The sequence below is a fragment of the Ancylobacter crimeensis genome, assembly GCF_023016805.1.
GTDB lineage: Bacteria > Pseudomonadota > Alphaproteobacteria > Rhizobiales > Xanthobacteraceae > Ancylobacter > Ancylobacter crimeensis.
Genome location: NZ_JALKCH010000011.1, coordinates 116,835 through 135,243, shown reverse-complemented (window position 1 = coordinate 135,243; position 18,409 = coordinate 116,835). Strand labels below are relative to the sequence as shown.

At 70.4% G+C, this 18,409-nt stretch carries 12 protein-coding genes; 7 read left to right on the top strand and 5 right to left on the bottom strand.

All coding sequences use genetic code 11. The annotated features are described in order from the left end of the window. Nucleotides 1-268: 268 nt before the first annotated feature. On the bottom strand, nt 269-1,618 hold the full coding sequence (gene ispG, locus MWN34_RS16410; protein ID WP_247030391.1) for a flavodoxin-dependent (E)-4-hydroxy-3-methylbut-2-enyl-diphosphate synthase: 1,350 nt from the start codon (nt 1,616-1,618) through the stop codon (nt 269-271). A gap of 213 nt (nt 1,619-1,831) precedes the next feature. Next, a complete protein-coding gene (locus tag MWN34_RS16405) occupies nt 1,832-2,398 on the bottom strand; it encodes a Fur family transcriptional regulator (protein WP_247030390.1) in 567 nt (188 codons plus the stop codon). 214 nt (nt 2,399-2,612) lie between these two features. Between MWN34_RS16405 and MWN34_RS16400 the strand changes: the two genes are divergently transcribed. Continuing rightward, on the top strand, nt 2,613-3,395 hold the full coding sequence (locus MWN34_RS16400; protein ID WP_247030389.1) for a 3-hydroxybutyrate dehydrogenase: 783 nt from the start codon (nt 2,613-2,615) through the stop codon (nt 3,393-3,395). Beyond that, complete coding sequence (locus tag MWN34_RS16395) at nt 3,392-4,594, top strand: patatin-like phospholipase family protein (RefSeq protein ID WP_247030388.1); 1,203 nt, start codon at nt 3,392-3,394, stop codon at nt 4,592-4,594. The genes MWN34_RS16400 and MWN34_RS16395 overlap by 4 nt, the downstream gene beginning before the upstream one ends. Before the next feature lies 1 nt (nt 4,595). On the opposite strand, the gene MWN34_RS16390 is transcribed toward MWN34_RS16395, so the two are convergent. Beyond that, nucleotides 4,596-5,159: an AAA family ATPase gene (locus tag MWN34_RS16390; protein ID WP_247030387.1), complete on the bottom strand. Its 564-nt coding sequence runs from the start codon at nt 5,157-5,159 to the stop codon at nt 4,596-4,598. Nucleotides 5,160-5,219: 60 nt separating this feature from the next. Between MWN34_RS16390 and MWN34_RS16385 the strand changes: the two genes are divergently transcribed. Continuing rightward, on the top strand, nt 5,220-6,035 hold the full coding sequence (locus MWN34_RS16385; protein ID WP_425532134.1) for an RluA family pseudouridine synthase: 816 nt from the start codon (nt 5,220-5,222) through the stop codon (nt 6,033-6,035). A gap of 73 nt (nt 6,036-6,108) precedes the next feature. On the opposite strand, the gene MWN34_RS16380 is transcribed toward MWN34_RS16385, so the two are convergent. Beyond that, nucleotides 6,109-7,071, bottom strand: coding sequence for a glucokinase (locus MWN34_RS16380; RefSeq protein ID WP_247030386.1), 963 nt, complete (start codon nt 7,069-7,071; stop codon nt 6,109-6,111). A gap of 147 nt (nt 7,072-7,218) precedes the next feature. Between MWN34_RS16380 and MWN34_RS16375 the strand changes: the two genes are divergently transcribed. The 3 genes from MWN34_RS16375 to purH all read left to right on the top strand — a co-directional run bounded on the left by MWN34_RS16375 (nt 7,219) and on the right by purH (nt 12,381). Next, nucleotides 7,219-8,676, top strand: a complete 1,458-nt coding sequence (locus MWN34_RS16375; protein ID WP_247030385.1) for an RsmB/NOP family class I SAM-dependent RNA methyltransferase — start codon at nt 7,219-7,221, stop codon at nt 8,674-8,676. Nucleotides 8,677-8,931: 255 nt separating this feature from the next. Further along, nucleotides 8,932-10,680, top strand: a complete 1,749-nt coding sequence (locus tag MWN34_RS16370) for a heparinase II/III family protein (RefSeq protein WP_247030384.1) — start codon at nt 8,932-8,934, stop codon at nt 10,678-10,680. Nucleotides 10,681-10,791: 111 nt separating this feature from the next. Beyond that, nucleotides 10,792-12,381: a bifunctional phosphoribosylaminoimidazolecarboxamide formyltransferase/IMP cyclohydrolase gene (purH, locus tag MWN34_RS16365; protein WP_247030383.1), complete on the top strand. Its 1,590-nt coding sequence runs from the start codon at nt 10,792-10,794 to the stop codon at nt 12,379-12,381. A 146-nt stretch (nt 12,382-12,527) separates the two neighbouring features. Here purH and MWN34_RS16360 read toward each other — a convergent pair whose 3' ends face one another. Beyond that, nucleotides 12,528-13,229 carry an OmpW/AlkL family protein gene (locus tag MWN34_RS16360; protein WP_425532133.1) on the bottom strand — a complete coding sequence of 234 codons (702 nt, stop codon included), beginning with the start codon at nt 13,227-13,229 and terminating at the stop codon, nt 12,528-12,530. Nucleotides 13,230-13,407: 178 nt separating this feature from the next. Between MWN34_RS16360 and MWN34_RS16355 the strand changes: the two genes are divergently transcribed. After that, nucleotides 13,408-18,249, top strand: a complete 4,842-nt coding sequence (locus MWN34_RS16355) for an NAD-glutamate dehydrogenase (RefSeq protein ID WP_247030382.1) — start codon at nt 13,408-13,410, stop codon at nt 18,247-18,249. Nucleotides 18,250-18,409 lie beyond the last annotated feature (160 nt).

Here is an 18,409-nt window from a genome sequence, read left to right as displayed (position 1 = left end):
CGCAGCCGAGAGCCAGGGCCGGGACGGACCGGGTGGCCCTGTCTGGAGAGCCGGGCGAGCGGGGGCGCTGGTTCCCGAAGGTCCATGCGATCCCGGCTCGGCCCTGCGCGCCGGCCGGGATGACGGTGGGCGCAGGGGATGGGACGAAGGAGGGTGACAAGACGGGTGGCCGGGACGACGGCGGATGGAGAGGGGCAAGGGCAACGGCAAGGGCAAAACAAAACAGGCGAGGGCAGGGCCGCGCGGGCGGGCGGCGGCCGCGTATCCCTCACTCCGCCGCGTCGACCGTCGCGCCGGTCGCCGGCCCGCGGCGGCCGATGCCGAAGCGCTTCTCGACATAGTCCTCGACGACCTTCTTGAAGTCCGCCCGCAGCGTCGGGCCGCGCAGGGTCATGGCCTTCTTGCCGTCGAGATAGACGGGCGCGGTTGGGAATTCGCCGGTGCCGGGCAGCGAGATGCCGATGTCGGCATGCTTGGACTCGCCCGGGCCGTTCACGATGCAGCCCATCACTGCGACATTCAGCGTCTCGACGCCGGGATAGCGCTTCTTCCATTCCGGCATCGAGGTGCGGATGAAGTCCTGCACCTCGAAGGCCAGCTCCTGGAACGTGGTGGAGGTGGTGCGCCCGCAGCCCGGGCAGGCCGCGACCAGCGGCACGAAGGTGCGCAGGCCCATGGTCTGCAGCATCTCCTGCGCCACCGTCACCTCGCGGGTGCGGTCGCCGCCCGGCTCCGGGGTGAGCGAGACGCGGATGGTGTCGCCGATCCCCTGCTGCAGCAGCACGCCCATGGCGGCGGAGGAGGCGACCACGCCCTTGGTGCCCATGCCGGCCTCGGTGAGGCCCAGATGCAGCGCATAGTCGGCGCGCCGGGCGAGTTCCGCATAGACCGTGATCAGGTCCTGCACCGCCGAGACCTTGGCGGAGAGGATGATCTTCTCACGCGGCAGGCCGATCTCCTCCGCCAGCGCGGCGGAGAGCAGGGCCGAGCGCACCAGCGCCTCGCGGGTCACCGCGCGTGCCTCGGCGGGGCGGGGCAGGGCGGCGTTCTCGTCCATCAGCCGGGTGAGCAGGTCGTCGTCGAGCGAGCCCCAGTTCGCGCCGATGCGCACCGGCTTGCCGTGGCGGATGGCGGCCTCGACGATGGTGGTGAAATGCCGGTCGCGCTTCTGGCCGAAGCCGACATTGCCGGGATTGATGCGGTATTTGTCGAGCGCCGCCGCGCAGTCCGGGTGGTCGGCCAGCAGGATGTGGCCGTTGTAGTGGAAGTCGCCGACGAGAGGCGTGTCGAGCCCCATCCGCGCGAGCTTCTCCTTGATGTACGGGACGGCGGCGGCGGATTCCGGCCGGTCCACCGTGATGCGGACGATCTCGGAGCCGGCACGGGCAAGCGCCGCGACCTGCCGGGCGGTGGCCTCGGCATCGGCGGTGTCGGTGTTGGTCATGGACTGCACCACGACCGGCGCGCCGCCGCCGACCAGCACCGAGCCGACCCTGACGCCGACGGTGATCCGTCGCCCGGCCGGCCCCGCTTCCTCGAGGCCGGGGGCGACGACGCGCGCGGCGGCATCCGCCGTGCCGGGAGCGGAGAGGGGAGGCAGCTCGGTCGCGCTGGTCATGCTGGAGATTCCGCGGCGCAGATCGGGGTTGGGTCAGGCGAGAGTGGGGCGGGCTCGGCGAAGCAGGCGGTTCGCGCGAGCATCGAACTGCGCGAGCATAGGCCTGCAATCGTGTCGGGGGTAGGACGCCGTGCCGGCCGCGTCAACCGCGCCTCGCGCATGGGGTGCGTGCGGCGCGTGCGCGGACGGGCGGGCAGCTTTGCAGGGAACGGATCAGTCGACCTCCAACCCGGCCTTGGCCATCCCGGCCGTGCCCCCCGCTTTCGCGGTACAGCGGGCGCAGGTGCCGGCGATCTCGATCACCGGATTGCGCGGAGTGAAGCCGGCGGCGCGGGTCGCCCAGGCGAGGTCGCGGCCGATGGCGTGGGAGGCCACCTCCTGCGTCGCCCCGCAACGTTCGCAGATGAGGAACACCACCACATCGTCGGCGCCATGCTCGCGGCCGCAGGCGATGAAGGCGTTACGGCTCTCGATGCGGTGGGCGAGGCCTTCCGCGACGAGGAAATCCAGCGCGCGATAGACGGACATCGGCGGCGGCTTGTCACCGGCGGCACCGAGCCGTTCCACCAGCTCATAGGCGCCGAGCGGGACATGGCTGTTCGCCAGCGCGCCGATCACCCGGCGGCGCAGCGGGGTCAGGCGCATGCCGCGCCCCTCGCAGCAGGCGACCGCGCGGGCCAGCGCGCCGGCCACGCAGGCGGCGTGGTCGTGGTCATCCGCATGTTCGTGCGCACCAGATTCGTGCGCGTCGATATGGGGGGCGTGGGAGGATGTCGTCATGATCCTATCGTAAACCACTTCCCGCTAGGGCGAAATCGCCGCGGAAAAAGGGGTGCCGGTGCATGGCGGACCCGTGGGGAGCGCTCTTTCGGCGGGCGGCGTCCATGGCTAGGCTGTTGGGGAACAGGCATCCGGCCGGGTGCCGGAAGGGCATATGCGCACGCGCCCCGCCCGGCGCAACGATTGAGGACACCTGCATGTCGGAGGATGTTGCATGCTGAAGGGAAAGACCGCCCTCGTCACCGGCTCCACCAGCGGCATCGGCCTCGCCATCGCCCGCGGGCTCGCCGCCAGCGGGGCGAATGTGGTGCTGAACGGCTTCGGCGACGCCGCGGCGATCGAGGCTCTGCGTACCGGCATCGAAAACGATTTCGCGGTGAAGGCGGTCTATTTCGACGCCGACCTCACCAAGGCCGACGCCTGCACCGCGCTGGTGCGCTCTGCGGAGGAGACCTTCGGCTCGGTCGACGTTCTGGTGAACAATGCCGGCGTGCAGTTCGTCGCGCCGGTGGAGGAGTTCCCGGACGACAAATGGGACCTCATCATCGCCCTGAACCTCTCCGCCGCCTTCCACGCCATCAAGGCCGCGCTGCCGGGGATGAAGGCCCGCAAATGGGGCCGCATCATCAATACCGGTTCGGCCCATGCGCTGGTCGCCTCGCCGTTCAAGGCGGCCTATGTCGCCGCCAAGCACGGCATTGCCGGCCTGACCAAGACGGTGGCGCTGGAGACGGCGACCTTCGGCATCACCTGCAACGCCATCTGCCCCGGCTATGTCTGGACCCCGCTGGTGGAAAAGCAGATTCCCGACACCGCCAGGGCGCGGGGCATGACCGAGGAGCAGGTGAAGAAGGACGTGCTGCTCGCCGCCCAGCCCACCAAGGAATTCGTGACGGTGGAAGAGGTCGCCGCGCTCGCCGTGTTCCTCGCCTCCGACGATGCACGCTCCATCACCGGCTCGCTGCAGCAGATCGACGGCGGCTGGGTCGCGGCGTGAGCGAGGGCGAGAGGCCCGGCCGGACCGGGCCGGCGGACGCCGGCGCGGCCGATGGTGTGCGTCCCGCGGCGGAAGCGGCCGCGAGCGCGCTCGCCGTGAACGGGCCGGCGGGCCCGGAGGCGGTGCGGGAGATCCCGCTCGTTCCGCGTGCGGTGCAGGCGGCGCCCGCGACCAAGCCGGTCAACCTCGCGCTGCAGGGCGGCGGCGCCCATGGCGCCTTTACCTGGGGCGTGCTCGACCATCTGCTGGAGGACGGGCGCATCGGCATCGAGGGCATATCCGGCACCAGCGCCGGGGCGCTCAATGCGGCCGTGCTGGCGACCGGGTTCGCCAAAGGCGGCAATGAGGGCGCGCGCGAGGCGTTGGCACATTACTGGCGCGCCGTTTCCCGCGACGGGCGGGCGAGCCCATTGCAGCGCACCCTGCTCGACCGGCTGCTCGGCAACTGGTCGCTCAACTCCAATCCGGCCTATCTCACCTTCGACGTGATGAGCCGGTTCCTCTCGCCCTACGACTTGAACCCGCTGAACATCAATCCGCTGATGGACATCATCGCGCAGCATGTCGATTTCGACGCGGTGCGGTCCTGTTCGCAGTTTCGCCTGTTCGTGTCCGCCACCAATGTGCACACCGGAAAGGTGCGGGTTTTCAGCCGCGCGGAGTTGACGCCGCAGGCGCTGATGGCCTCGTGCTGCCTGCCCTTCATGTTCCAGGCGGTGGAGATCGACGGGGTGCCCTATTGGGACGGCGGCTATATGGGCAATCCCGCGCTGTTCCCGTTCTACGACGCGGCGCGGACCGACGACATCCTGCTCGTGCAGATCAACCCGATCATCCGCCGGGAGACGCCGCGCACCGCGCGCGAGATCCAGAACCGGCTCGACGAGATCACCTTCAACGCCTCGCTGCTGGCGCAGCTTCGCGCCGCGGAGTTCGTCACCCGCCTGCTGAAGCATGGCAGCCTGCACCATCGGGGCGAGGGGGTGGAGGGCTATCGCGACCTCAGGCTCCACCGCATCGACGGCGCGGAGAAGCTGGTCGCGCTCGACGCCTCCACCAAGATGAACGCGGAGTGGGAGTTCCTGACCTATCTGCGCGACATCGGACGCGAAGCCGCGAAACGCTTCCTCGACGAGCATTACGAGCGGATCGGCGTCTGCTCGACGCTCGATATCCGCGACGAACTGGGCCGGCAATAGGTCAGGCGCGGCCTGCCTGCGCGAGGTCGGCCCGCACGAAGCGCACGCGCTCGGCAACGCTCGCCAGCGGGAGCGCCACCAACTCATAGCCGAGCCGGGCATAGGTGGCGGCAAGCGCATCGTGCGTGGCGACCGCCTCGGCGAAGTCCTGCCGGCGTTCGGTGTCATTGGCGTAGATCGCCGGCCAGGGCGGGGCGATGAAGACGCGGGGGCGGTAGCGCAGCCGCAGGGCCGCCCGTTCCATATGGGCAGGAGCGCCGATCCCGCACAGAGCGAGATAGCCCAGCACGTCCGGCACGCCGCGGTCGAACAGCACGATCCCCGGCTTTTCGCCGGCCTCGGCATGGGAGCGCAGTTCCCAGCCGAGCATCTGCCCGGCGAAGGCGAGCGGGTCGCGCCATGGCAAAGCGGGGCCGTCGATCGCGCTCTGGGCGCGGATGATGCCGCGCCCGGCCTCGGGCATGGTGGCGAAGCCCTCTCCCGCGAGCGCGGCAAGAAGGGTCGACTTGCCGGAGCCAGGTCCGCCGGTGACGATGATGAAGCGGTCGGTGTCTGTCCTGTCCATCGGATCTGTCTCCCGGTTGAGCCCTCGACGCAGCCGCGGGTTTGTGGTGGATGGCGGGGCATGAGCGCTCCAGTCCCACATTCCGACGCCCCCGATCCCTCCGCGTCCGCTGTTTCATCCTCGCCCATCGCCGCGCGCGTCCTGCACCGCGACGGGATGATGCTGGTGATCGACAAGCCGGCCGGCCTTGCGGTCCACAAGGGGCCGAAGGGCGGGGAGACGCTGGCCGATCATCTCGATGCGCTGCGCTTCGGCCTGCCCAATGCGCCGGAGCTGGCGCACCGGCTCGACAAGGACACCTCCGGCTGCCTCGTGCTCGGCCGTCATCGCAAGGCCTTGGCCGATCTCGGCCGGGCCTTCGCGCAGGGGCTAGTGGGCAAGACCTACATCGCCGTGGCGCGCGGCACGGCGGAGCAGGAGGGCGGGCGGATCGATCTGCCGCTCGCCAAGCGCTCGCCCCATCGCGGCTGGTGGATGACGGTCGACCCCAAGGGCCAGCCGGCGATCACCGAATGGCGGCGCCTCGCGCAGGGCGACGGGCTGGCGGTGCTGGCGCTTTCCCCTCTCACGGGGCGCACCCACCAGTTGCGGGTGCATCTCGACGCCATCGGCCATCCGATCTTCGGCGACACCATTTACGGCGGCGCTCCGCGGCTCCACGGCGGGCCGATCCTGCACCTGCATGCACGGCGGCTGGTGCTGCCGCAGGGCCGAAACAAGCCGCCGCTCGACGTCCGCGCGCCGCTGCCGCCGCACATGCTGGCGACCCTGGCCGCGCTCGGCCTCGCCCCGGACGACATCACGGCGGCGGCGGATGCCATCGCCTTCCCCAAGCTCGCCGCCGCGCTCGGCGGCGGGGCGGGGACCGAGGGCTGACGGCGTCGGTCCAACGTATTGACCGGTCTCATTTTCTTCGCGCGACCCGCTATCCGCTTCGCTCGAAAATGCCCTAGCTCTTCGGCCAGATCCGTTCCGCGAGATAGGACGCGACCTTCGCCGCGCCGAGCAGGCCGGGGGTGGGTTCGCTGGCGGTCACCACATGCACGGGCATCGCCCGCATGCGGTCCTCATAGGGCGGGTGCTCGTGGAAGGCTTCGAGGAAGGGCGAGGTGGCGATGAGCGAGGCGAGCCCCGCCGAGACGCCGCCGGTGAGGAACACCCCCCCGCGCGCATCGAACACCAGCGCAAGATCGCCGGCGATGCGCCCGAAGATGCGCAGGAACAGGTGGCAGGTCTCCAGCGCCGCCTCCTCGCCCGCCTTGGCGGCGGCGATCACCGCCTCCGGCGCCAGTCGGTCGCCGGTGAGGACATGGTGCATGCGGGCAAGGCCGGAGCCGGAGAGCGCGTGCTCGACGATGACGGGGCCGAGCGCGCGCACCAGATGGGCGAGCAGGCGGGCTTCTGAGGCATTGGTGGCCCCGAGCCTCATCATGCCGCCTTCGCCGCGCGCCACCACGGCGCGGCCCTCTATGTTGAGCAGCGCGGCGCTGCCGAAGCCGGTGCCCGGCCCGCACACCAGAACAGGCGCTCCCGGCGCCGGCCGGCCGGTGTTGACGGTAAAGAGGTCTCCCGCCGTGACCGAGGGCACGCCATAGGCCAGCGCTTCGAAATCGTTCAGCACGGAGAGATGATCCCAGCCGAAATGGCCGGCAAGGGCCGGACGGGAGAAATGCCAGTCGCGATTGGTGAGGCGCACCTCGTCGCCGTCGATCGGCCCGGCCACCGCCAGCACCGCGCCGCGTACCGGCGGGACGGCCGCGCGCAAAGCGAGGTCGGTCTCGATCATCGCCTCGATGGTCGGAAAGGCGTCGTTGCGGTGAATCCGCATGTCGAGCGGTTCGCCGTTCGGACCGACAAGGGCAAGGCGGGAATTGGTGCCGCCGATATCCGCGGCGATGAGGGAATACGACATGAACCTGCTGCGATGTGATCGGAACGGTTGGATAGGACCCAATCCGGCGCCGTTCCACAAGCCCTGCCGCCTTGCCGGGCGGCGCTGTGGAGATCAAAGCCCGGAGAGCCGGTTGCGTTCCCTCGCCAGTCGGCCTAGTCCGGCGGCATGACCAAATCGAATGACGGTAATCGTCACCCTCCCGCCGGCGGCAGAGGCACCGGAAAAACGCCCGGCAACCGTGGCGGCAAGCCGTCGCGTGGCGCGCAGCGCGGCGCGGTGACGGGCGGTTCCGAGCCGTCGGCCGGGGAGAGTGCCGGCGGGCTCGGCGCGCGCCGCGCCGCGGCGGATGCCATCGACGCGGTGCTGGTGAATGGCCGGCCGCTGGAGGAGGCGCTCGAGCGCCTGACCCGCGATCTCGACGAGCGCGACCGCGGCCTCGCCCGTATGATCGCGGCGAGCGTGCTGCGCCGGCTCGGCAGCTTGCGGGCGGCGATCGGCGCCTGCCTCGAAAGCCCGCTGCCCGAGCGCGGCCGCCGCGCCGAGACGCTGCTGCTGGTCGGGGCCGCGCAGATCCTGCTGATGGACGTGCCCGACCATGCCGCGGTCGGCACCAGCGTGACGCTGGCCGCCGAGCAACCGGCGAGCGCCGGCTATAAGGGTCTCATCAACGCCGTGCTGCGCCGCCTCACCCGCGAGGGGCGCGCGCTTCTGGAAGCGCCGGGCGGCGCCCATCCCGACCTCGCTCCCGATCTGCCGGACTGGTTGATGGCCGGCTGGAGCCGGGCCTATGGCGCGGAAGCCGCCGCGCGGGCGGCCGCCATGCTGGGCACCGAGGCGCCGCTCGACATCTCGGTGAAGGCCGATGGAGAAGGCTGGGCGGAAAAGCTCGGCGGACGCCTGCTGCCCACCGGCTCGATCCGCCTCGTGGGGGCCGGCAACATCACCGCCCTGCCGGGGTTTTCCGACGGCGCATGGTGGGTGCAGGACGCCGCAGCCGCCTTGCCGGCCCGGCTGATGCGGGCGGGCACCGGCATGCGGGTGGCGGATCTGTGCGCCGCCCCCGGCGGCAAGACCGCGCAGCTCGCCGCGACCGGCGCCCATGTCACCGCGCTGGACCGTTCCGGCAGCCGCCTGAAGCGGCTGTCCCAGAACCTCGCCCGGCTCGGCCTCGAAGCCGAGGTGGTCGAGGCCGATGCGGCGGCCTGGCAGGCTGCGCAGCCGTTCGACGCGGTGCTGATCGACGCGCCCTGCTCGGCGACCGGCACGATCCGCCGCCACCCCGATGTCGCCTGGACCAAGGGCCCGCGCGATGTCGCCAGCCTCGCCGGGCTGCAGGCCCGCCTCCTGGACCACGCCGCGACGCTGGTGCGGCCGGGCGGATGCCTCGTCTATTCCACCTGCTCGCTGGAGCCGGAGGAGGGCGAGCAGCAGGTCGCACGGCTTCTGGCGGCGAGCGATGCCTTCGAGCGCGACCCCGTCCTGCCCGGCGAGAGCGGCATCGCGGCGGAGTGGCTGACGGCCGCGGGTGAGGTGCGCACGCTTCCCTACCACCTGCCGGACCCCGATCCGCGCTATGCAGGGCTGGACGGCTTCTTCGCGGCCCGGCTGCGCCGGCGCGGCTAGAGCATTTTCCGCGAAAGTTGATCGACTTTCGCGAAGAGAAAATGCTCCAGCATATTGAATCTAGAGCACTTTCTTATCGATCAGGTGATTCCACCTGATCGGAAAGGGCTCTAGGCCCTCTTTCGACGGCACGCGGCATCTTTCGCGCCCGTCTGCCAAGGATGATTGGCCGTGGCCGGCCCCTTGTTTTAATCTGCCGCACGGGAGCGAATCTCGGCTCCCGGGGCAGACTTCAGGAAAGGCACTGGGAACGCAGTGATACTCCGCGAAGCCTATTCGGACCGTGCGCGTCTTGCGCTGTTCGTCACCGAAGCCGGGTGGCGGACCGTGCGCACCCATGCGACCGTCCATTCGGCCGGCCCCTGGCGCATGGCGACGATCCCCGTGCCGGGCCGGCTGCTGATCGCCCCGCAGGACCTGCGAACCGGGGACGCCACCCGCGCCGGCGAAATCTATTCCGGCCGCTTCGCCTTCGCCGGCAAGGTCGCGCAGGCGGGCGGACGCTCGCCCTTCGAGATCGAGCCGCCCTCGCGCGAATGGGCCGAGGAGCTGATGTCCTTCGGCTGGCTGCGCCATCTGCGTGCCGCCGAGACGCCGGTCGCCCGCGCCAATGCCCGCGCGCTGGTGGGCGACTGGATCGCGATGCGCGGCCATCGCCAACCCGTGGCCCGCGCGCCGGAAGTCGCAGCACGGCGCATCATAAGCTGGCTGACACAGGCCCAGCTTCTCCTCCAGGACGCCGACCAGGCCTTCTTCCGCCGGGTGGTGCAGTGCCTCACCGCGCAGGTGCGCCATCTCAAGAGCACCGAGGCGCGCATCCGCGACGGCTATCCGCGGCTGCTGGCGGTGATGGCGCTGAACTTCGCCGGCCTCTGCATGGCCGATCAGGCGCGGCTGCAGCGCTACGCCCAGCGTCGGCTGGTGGAGGAACTGGAGCGGCAGATCCTGCCGGACGGCGGACATATCAGCCGCAATCCCGGCGTGCTGGTGGAACTGCTGCTCGACCTTCTGCCGCTGCGACAGGCCTTCCACGCCCGCAACGTTCCTCCGCCCGGCGCGCTCATCAACGCCATCGACCGCATGATGCCGATGCTGCGCTTCTTCCGGCACGGCGACGGCGCCTTCGCGCTGTTCAACGGCATGGGGCCGACGCCGGCGGATTCGCTCGCCACCGTGCTGGCCTATGACGATGCGCGCGGCGCACCAGTCGCCAATGCGCCGCATTCGGGCTACCAGCGGGTGGAGGCGGGCGGCACCGTCATCCTCGCCGACACCGGCGCGCCTCCGGCCATGGCGGCGAGCCATGAGGCGCATGCGGGGTGCCTCTCCTTCGAGCTTTCCTCCGGCCGGCACCGGCTGGTGGTGAATTGCGGCATGCCGGCGAACGGGCGCGACGCCTGGCGGCCGATGGCCCGGCGCACCGCCGCCCATTCCACCCTCACGGTGGAGGATGCCTCCTCCTGCCGGTTCATCGCGGACGGGCTGATGATGCGGCTGTGCGGCACGCCGGTCGTCGAGGGCCCGACCGAGGTGCGGGTGGAGCGCTTCGAGCGCGAGGGTGCGCAGGTGGTGCGGGCCAGCCATGACGGTTACGCCAAGCGCTTCGGCATCGTGCACCAGAGAAGCTGGCGCCTCGCCCCCGGCGGCATGCGGATCGACGGCGAGGACCTGCTGCGCCCGGCGCGCGGCGAGAGCTTCGAGGGCGACGCGCCGGACAGCTTCGCGGTGCGTTTCCACCTGCATCACGCGGTCGCGCCGAGCCGGCTGCCGGACGGCCACACCGTGCAATTGCTGCTGCCCAATGGGGAGCGCTGGATCTTCGCGGCGCCGAACCTGCGCATCGACATCGAGGAGAGCCTCGTGCTCGCCGCGACAGGCGGCGCGCGGCGTTCCGACCAGCTCGTCATCACCGGGCGGGTGCGCAACCTGCCGCGACTTGTGTGGACCTTCATGCGTGCGGAGGACCTTCCGCCGCCCCGCGACAAGAGCCCGGCGCGGCGCTGAGCGCGGGGCTGTCCCGCGTCCGGTACCGGACGCCGGCGGTTCACGCGCGGACGTCGACGTGATAGGGCGAACCCTTCGACGCAAACCCGCCCTTTCAGCCAGCGTGCCACCATGACCCGTGATGTCCGTTCGATTTCCCGCGCCCTCATCTCCGTCTCGGACAAGACCGGGCTTGTGGCGTTCGCCTCCCGCCTCGCCGCGCGCGGGGTCGAGCTGGTTTCGACCGGCGGCACCCGCAAGGCGCTCGCCGATGCCGGTCTGCCGGTCAAGGACGTTGCCGACCTCACCGGCTTTCCCGAAATGATGGACGGCCGGGTGAAGACGCTGCACCCCAAGGTGCATGGCGGCATCCTTGCGGTACGCGCCGACGCCGCGCATCAGGCCTCCATGGCCGAGCACGGCATCGCCCCGATCGACCTCGTGGTGGTCAATCTCTACCCCTTCGAGGCGACCGTCGCGTCCGGCGCCGATTACGACACCTGCATCGAGAACATCGACATCGGCGGTCCGGCGATGATCCGCGCCGCGGCGAAGAACCATGGCGATGTCGCGGTGATCGTCGATGTCGCCGATTACGAGCCGGTGCTGGCCGAGGTCGAGGCCTCCGGCGGCACCACGCTCGCCACCCGCCGCCGGCTGGCGCAGGCCGCCTATGCCCGCACCGCCGCCTATGACGCCGCCATCTCCACCTGGTTCGCGGCCGCCAACGAGACCTTCGCGCCGCCGCGCCGAGCCTTTGCCGGCGATCTGGCGGAGGAGCTGCGCTATGGCGAGAACCCGCACCAGAAGGCGGCCTTCTATGCCGGCGGAACCGCCCGCCCCGGCGTCGCCACCGCCCGCCAGCTCCAGGGCAAGGCGCTCTCCTACAACAATCTCAACGACACCGACGCCGCCTTCGAGGCGGTGGCCGAGTTCGACCCGGCCCGGGCCCCGGCGGTGGTGATCGTGAAGCACGCCAATCCCTGCGGCGTTGCGGAAGGGGCGAGCCTCGTCGACGCCTATCGCAAGGCGCTGGCCTGTGATCCGACCTCCGCCTTCGGCGGCATCGTCGCGCTGAACCGCACCCTCGACGCCGATGCGGCGAAGGCGATCGTCGAGATCTTCACCGAGGTGATCGTCGCCCCTGATGCGACTGAGGAAGCCATCGCCATCGTCGGCTCCAAGAAGAACCTGCGCCTGCTGGTCACCGGCGGCCTGCCGGACCCGCGCGCCGGCGGCCTCACCGTGAAGTCGCTGGCCGGGGGCCTTTTGGTGCAGGGCCGCGACAATGCGGTGGTCGACGACATGGAGCTGAAGGTCGTCACGAAGCGGGCGCCCACCGCCGCCGAGCTGGCCGACATGGCCTTCGCCTTCCGCGTCGCCAAGCATGTGAAGTCCAACGCCATCGTCTATGCCAAGGACCTCGCCACGGTCGGCATCGGCGCCGGGCAGATGAGCCGGGTCGATTCCGCCCGCATCGCCGCGCGCAAGGCGATCGACGCGGCGGAGGTGGCCGGGCTCGCCGCGCCGCTCACCCGGGGCTGCGTGGTGGCTTCGGATGCCTTCTTCCCCTTCGCCGACGGGTTGATGACCGCCATCGAGGCGGGCGCTAAGGCTGTGATCCAGCCGGGCGGCTCGATCCGCGACGCTGACGTGATCGCCGCCGCCGATGCGGCCGGGGTCGCGATGGTGTTCACCGGCGTGCGCCACTTCCGGCACTGAGCGGGGCAAAGAAAAGGCGGGCTAACGCCCGCCTTCTTCAGGTGTCGCCCCCGCGACATGCGGCCCGCGCGGGGCCGCTCCTTGGGACGGGTCGGCCGCGCGATCTTTCGCCAGCCTCCGCCCGGTCCGGCATCCGCGGTGCCGGATCAGAACCGATAGGTGACGCCGACGCCGACGATCCAGGGATCGAGGTCGGCCTTGCCGGTCAGCGGCGTGCCGGCGACCGTCACGTCGAAATCGGGCTTCAGGAAGAGCTTCTTCACATCGACGTTGAAGCCCCAGTGCTGGTCGATCATGTAGTCGAAGCCGGCCTGCAGCGCCCAGCCGAAGGTGCTCTTCACGTCGAGGTCATCGGCGGAATCGGCCTTCTGGTTGAAGAACCACGTATAGTTCACGCCTGCGCCGACATAGGGCTTGAACGCGCCGAATTCGGTGAAGTGGTACTGCAGGGTCAGGGTCGGCGGCAGCAGCCAGGTGGAGCCGATCTTGCCGAGGCCGGCCAGCGAGCCCGCGCCGTTGATGTCATGCTTGGTGACGCCGAGGATCAGCTCGGCCGCCCAATTCTCCGTGAAATAGTAGGAGATATCGAGCTCGGGCACGACCGAGTCGGAATATTTCAGGTCCGAGCCCGGCACGCCGTTCACGCTGCCCTTGTCCTGCGGCAGGACGCCGAGCAGGCGCAGGCGAATCTGCCAGGGGCTGAGGGCCTCGACCGGCGCCACGACGGGCGCCTTCACTGCCGGCAGCGTCATGTCGGCCGCCTGTGCCGGCAGCGCCGCGCCCATTCCCACGCCCGCGGCGAGCACCAGAACCGCGCACGCACCATTTCCCCCGAACCAGGTCGACATCGTCCGAATTCCTTGCCTTGCCCCATGGCCGTCATCCTTCCGACGACCCGATGTGCATTGGTGGAGGGGTTGGGGCCGGGCCGGTTTGATTGTAATCAAGAAGCCATCATCGGCCGGTCACCTGTGGCCGCGGTGCAACAAGAATGTCGATCCCCGCATGGGGCGACAGGAGGACGTGATGGGCATTGAAGGCTTCCTCGGAACCGAGGATCAAGGTGTCGCGCGATCCCTGCTGGAGCAGGCCGACCTGATCCTTAGCGCCAGCGAGCCCGATCTTCCGGCGCGATTCGCATCCCGCCTCTTCGCCGCCGCGGCGGCCGAGGACATCCGGCTCTACACCGCTCACGAGATCGCGGCGTTGGCCCGGCAAGCCCATGCCCATATCGCGCAGCGCACCGGCGCGGGCGCCGATGTCCGCCTGACCCTGCCGGAGCGCATCGAGGGCGGCGAGCGGCTGGGCGAGATCACGGTCGTCGAGATCCTCAACGACGACATGCCCTTCCTGCTCGATTCGGTGATGGCGGCGCTCGCCGCTCACGGGCAGACCGCACTGCTCGTCATCCACCCGATCTTCGCCGTGGAACGCGATGCCTCCGGCGCGCTGCTCGGATTGGCGGGCGGGGTGGCCGATGAGCGGGCGCGGCGGGAAAGCCTGATCCACATCCATATTCCCCGCCTTGCCGACGAGGGGCGCCGCGCCGCGCTGGCCGGCGAGCTCGCCGAGACGCTCGCGCAGGTGCGCGCCGCCGTCTATGCCTGGCACCCGATGAAGCAGGCGGTGGAAGGCGCGATCGAGGCGCTGCGGCTTGCGCCGGCCAGCGTGCCTCATGACGAGGCGCGCGAGGCGGTCGGCTTCCTCGAATGGTTGCTGGCGGGCAACTTCACCTTCCTCGGCTGCCGCTCCTACGAACGGGATCCTTCCGCGCCCGCCGGCATGCCGCGCTTCGTGCGGCGGATGGACGGGGCGCTCGGCGTGCTCGCCGATCCTGCCGCGCGCCTGTTCCGCCGCGCGGCGGATGCTGACGCGGTCAGTGTCGAACTCTCGCAGGTGCTGAGCGATCCCGAGCCGCTGGTGGTGACCAAGGCGCAGCTTCTGGCTCGCGTCCATCGCCGGGTGCCGATGGACGTGGTGGTGGTCCACCGCTACGACGCCGAAGGGCGGGTGGTCGGCGGCGTCGTCATCGCCGGACTGTTCACCGTCACCGCCTATGCCGATTCGGTGCGGATGATCCCGCTGCTGCGGCGCAAGGTGGCGGGCGTGCTGGCCCGTGCCGGCTTCGCCCCCGACAGCCATTCCGGCCGGGCGCTTGTCAAGGTACTGGAACTCTATCCGCGCGACGACCTGTTCCAGATCGACCCGGAGCTGCTCTACCGCTTCGCCATCGCCATCCTGCACCTCGACGAGCACCCCCGCGTGCGCGTGCTGGCCTGGCGGGAGCGCTTCGACCGGCTGGTCTCGGTTCTCGTCTATGTGCCGCGCGACCGCTATGACAGCGACGTGCGCGAACGGATCGGCGCGCTTCTGGCGACCAGCTTCGGCGGCGAGATCGTCGCTTTTCGTCCGCTCTTCCTCGACGGGCCGCTGACCCGCGTGCATTTCATCGTCGAGCGGCGCCGCGGCGAGGCCGGGGGCATCGACCAGCGCACGCTGGAGGCCGAGGTCTCCGCCATCATCCGCACCTGGGACGATGGGCTGGCCCGGGCGATCGGTCTCGTTCATGCCCCCGATCCGGCGGCGCGGCTGGTCGCGCGCTATGAGGCGGCGTTCCCGGCGGGTTACCAGGCCGGCTATTCGCCGGAGGATGCGCTGGCCGATCTCGGCATGATGGAGCGGCTGGGCGAGGATCGGCCAGTGGCGGTCGATTTCCGCCCCGCCAGCGATCCCGGCCGCATCGCGCTCAAGGTGCTGAGCCTCGGCGCGCCGCGTCCGCTCTCCGAGCGGGTGCCCCAGCTCGAGGCGATGGGCTTCGTGGTGGTGGACGAACGCACCTTCACCGTGACCCCCGGCGACCGTCCGCCGACCTATGTGCACGACATGGTGCTGGCCCGTCACGGCGGGGGGGCGATCGCGCTCGAGGCGCTGAAGAGCCGGCTCGTCGCCGCCCTGATGGCGGTGCTGCGCGGTGCCGCGGAGAGTGACGGTTTCAACGCGCTGGTGCTGAATGCCGGCCTCGGCTGGCGCGACATCGCGCTGGTGCGGGCGCTGGCGCGCTATCTGCGGCAGGCCGGCGTGCCCTTCAGCCAGGACTATCTATGGGCGACGCTGAACGCGCACCCCGCCATCGCCAGCCAGCTCGTCGCGCTGTTCCACGCCCGCTTCGACCTCGGCGCGGGGGCGGAGCGCGAGGCACGGCAGGTGTCGATCCGTCGCGAGATCGAGACCGGGCTCACGCGGGTGGACAGCCTCGACGAGGATCGCATCCTGCGCCGCTTCGCCAATCTCATCGAGGCGGCGGTGCGGACCAATTTCTTCCAGGTCGGCAGCGACGGGCAGCCCAAGAGCGCCATCGCGCTGAAATTCGCCAGCCACGCCATCGACGAGTTGCCGCTGCCGTGCCCGCTCTTCGAGATCTTCGTCTATGCGCCGCGGGTGGAGGGTATCCATCTACGTTTCGGCCGGGTGGCGCGGGGCGGTCTGCGCTGGTCGGACCGGCCGCAGGATTTCCGCACCGAGGTTCTGGGGCTGGTCAAGGCCCAGCAGGTGAAGAACGCGGTCATCGTGCCGGTTGGCGCCAAGGGCGGCTTCGTGCCCAAGCAGCTTCCCTCCGGCCCGCGCGAGGCGGTCCAGGCGGAAGGCATCGAGGCCTACAAGCTGTTCGTCGGCAGCCTGATGGACGTGACCGACAATCTGGAAGGTGGTGCCATCGTCCATCCCGACAATGTTGTGCGCCATGACGAGGACGACCCCTATCTGGTGGTCGCCGCCGACAAGGGCACCGCGACCTTCTCCGACATCGCCAACGCGCTTTCGGTGGAACGGGGCTTCTGGCTGGGCGATGCCTTCGCCTCCGGCGGTTCGGTCGGCTACGACCACAAGGGCATGGGCATCACCGCGCGCGGTGCGTGGGAGGCGGTGCGCCGGCATTTCCGCGAGATGAATGTCGATATCCGCGTCACGCCCTTCACCGTGGCCGGCGTCGGCGACATGTCGGGCGACGTGTTCGGCAACGGCATGCTGCTGGAGGACACCATCCGGCTCGTCGCCGCCTTCGACCATCGCGACATCTTCATCGACCCCAACCCCGACCCGAAAATCTCGCTTGCCGAGCGCCACCGCCTGTTCGCCCTGCCGCGATCGAGCTGGCAGGACTATGACAAGGCCCTGATCTCCGAGGGCGGCGGGGTGTGGTCGCGCGCGGCCAAGAGCATTCCGCTCTCGCCCCAGGCCCGCGCCGCGCTCGGCATCGCCAAAACCGCTGCCTCGCCCGCCGAGGTGATGAGCGCGATCCTGTGCGCGCCGGTGGACCTGCTCTGGTTCGGCGGCATCGGCACCTATATCCGGGCCGCAGGCGAGACAGACGCGCAGGCCGGCGACCGCGCCAACGACGCCATCCGCATCGCCGCGCCGGAATTGCGCGCCAAGGTGATCGGGGAGGGTGCCAATCTCGGCGTCACCCAGCGCGCGCGCATCGAGGCGGCCCGGCGCGGGGTGCGGCTCAACACCGACGCCATCGACAATTCGGCCGGCGTGAACACCTCCGATGTCGAGGTCAACATCAAGATCGCCCTCGGCCCGGCCCATCGCGACGGGCGGCTGGACGACGAGGCCCGCGCCACCCTGCTCGGCAGCATGACCGATGAGGTGGCGCGCCTAGTGCTGCGCAACAACTACCTGCAGACGCTCGCCCTTTCGCTGGCGCAGCGCCGGGCGCTGGAAGATCTCGGCTTCCACCAGCGCATGATGCAGGTGCTGGAGGCGCGCGGCCTGCTCGACCGTACGGTGGAGGTGCTGCCGGGCGACGCCGAGCTCGCCGAACGCCGAGCGCGCGGAGAAGGGCTGACCCGGCCGGAACTGGCGGTACTGCTCGCCTACGCCAAGCTCACCGCCCATGCCGACCTGATCGCTACCGCGGTGCCGGACGACCCCTATCTCTCGCGCGAGCTCAAGGCCTATTTCCCGGCCGCGCTCACCGCCCGGTTCCCGGCCGAGGTGGACGGTCATCAGTTGCGGCGCGACATCATCGCCACCCGGCTCTCCAACGCGATGATCAATGAGGGCGGACCCGCCTTCCTCACCCGGCTGGCGGACGAGACCGGCGCCGATGCCGGGGCCATCGCCAATGCGTTCGCCGCGAGTCGCGACGCTTTCGCCATCGAGGCGCTGAACCGGGAGATCGACGCGCTCGACGGCAAGGTGCCGGGTGATGTGCAGCTCGACCTCTATGCCACCGTGCAGGAGGTGCTTCTGGACCGCACCGTCTGGTTCCTGCGCAATGCCGATCTCGGCCGCGGGCTCGGCGAACTCGCCGCCCACTATGCCGCCGGCGTGCGCCCGGTGGTTGCGGTGCTGCGCGGGCTGATCCGCGACCTGATCCCGGAGGAGACGCGGGCTCAGTATGACGCGAAGATCGCGGCCTGGACCCGCGCCGGCGTGCCGGACGAGCTGGCGCGGCGCATCGCGATGCTGACGGCGGTGGAGAACGCCACCGACATCGTGATGATCGCGGACCGGAGCGGAGCCTCCATCCCCGATGTCGCGGCGACCTTCTTCGCGGTGGGGCTGCATTTCCGCCTCGACCGGATCCTGCCGCCCGCGCGCGGGCTTTCCGTGCCGGACTATTACGACCGGCTGGCGCTGGAGCGGGCGCTCTCCGCCTTCGAGGTGGCGGTGCGGCGGTTGACGGCGGAAGTCATCGCCGGCCACGGCCCCGGCCCCGCGGGGGTCGCAGCCTGGGCCGCGGCGCGGCAGGTCGAGGTCGACCGGGTGCGTGCCGCGGTGCACGACATTGCCGGGCTCGGCCTGTCGGTGTCGAAGCTCTCGGTGGCGGCAAGCCTGATCGGGGATCTGGTGTCGGGCTGAGGTTTCGCCTCGCCGCGGGACGATGCCTGGCTTCGCGCACCACCCGTCCCTCCTTAGGCGTCATCCCGGACGGCCGCGGGCCGGTCCTGGATCGCATGGACGGCGGGCGATTCTCATGCGCGCGCCGTCAGGCTCCGGCGTGGTCAAACCGTCACGCCGT

Excerpts from the sequence above, each read along its gene's own strand:
- ispG (WP_247030391.1), bottom strand. The coding sequence starts at position 1,618 with ATGACCAGCGCGACCGAGCTGCCTCCCCTCTCCGCTCCCGGCACGGCG.
- MWN34_RS16405 (WP_247030390.1), bottom strand. The coding sequence starts at position 2,398 with ATGACGACATCCTCCCACGCCCCCCATATCGACGCGCACGAATCTGGT.
- MWN34_RS16400 (WP_247030389.1), top strand. The coding sequence starts at position 2,613 with ATGCTGAAGGGAAAGACCGCCCTCGTCACCGGCTCCACCAGCGGCATC.
- MWN34_RS16390 (WP_247030387.1), bottom strand. The coding sequence starts at position 5,159 with ATGGACAGGACAGACACCGACCGCTTCATCATCGTCACCGGCGGACCT.
- MWN34_RS16385 (WP_425532134.1), top strand. The coding sequence starts at position 5,220 with ATGAGCGCTCCAGTCCCACATTCCGACGCCCCCGATCCCTCCGCGTCC.
- MWN34_RS16380 (WP_247030386.1), bottom strand. The coding sequence starts at position 7,071 with ATGTCGTATTCCCTCATCGCCGCGGATATCGGCGGCACCAATTCCCGC.
- MWN34_RS16375 (WP_247030385.1), top strand. The coding sequence starts at position 7,219 with ATGACCAAATCGAATGACGGTAATCGTCACCCTCCCGCCGGCGGCAGA.
- purH (WP_247030383.1), top strand. The coding sequence starts at position 10,792 with ATGACCCGTGATGTCCGTTCGATTTCCCGCGCCCTCATCTCCGTCTCG.
- MWN34_RS16360 (WP_425532133.1), bottom strand. The coding sequence starts at position 13,229 with ATGTCGACCTGGTTCGGGGGAAATGGTGCGTGCGCGGTTCTGGTGCTC.
- MWN34_RS16355 (WP_247030382.1), top strand. The coding sequence starts at position 13,408 with ATGGGCATTGAAGGCTTCCTCGGAACCGAGGATCAAGGTGTCGCGCGA.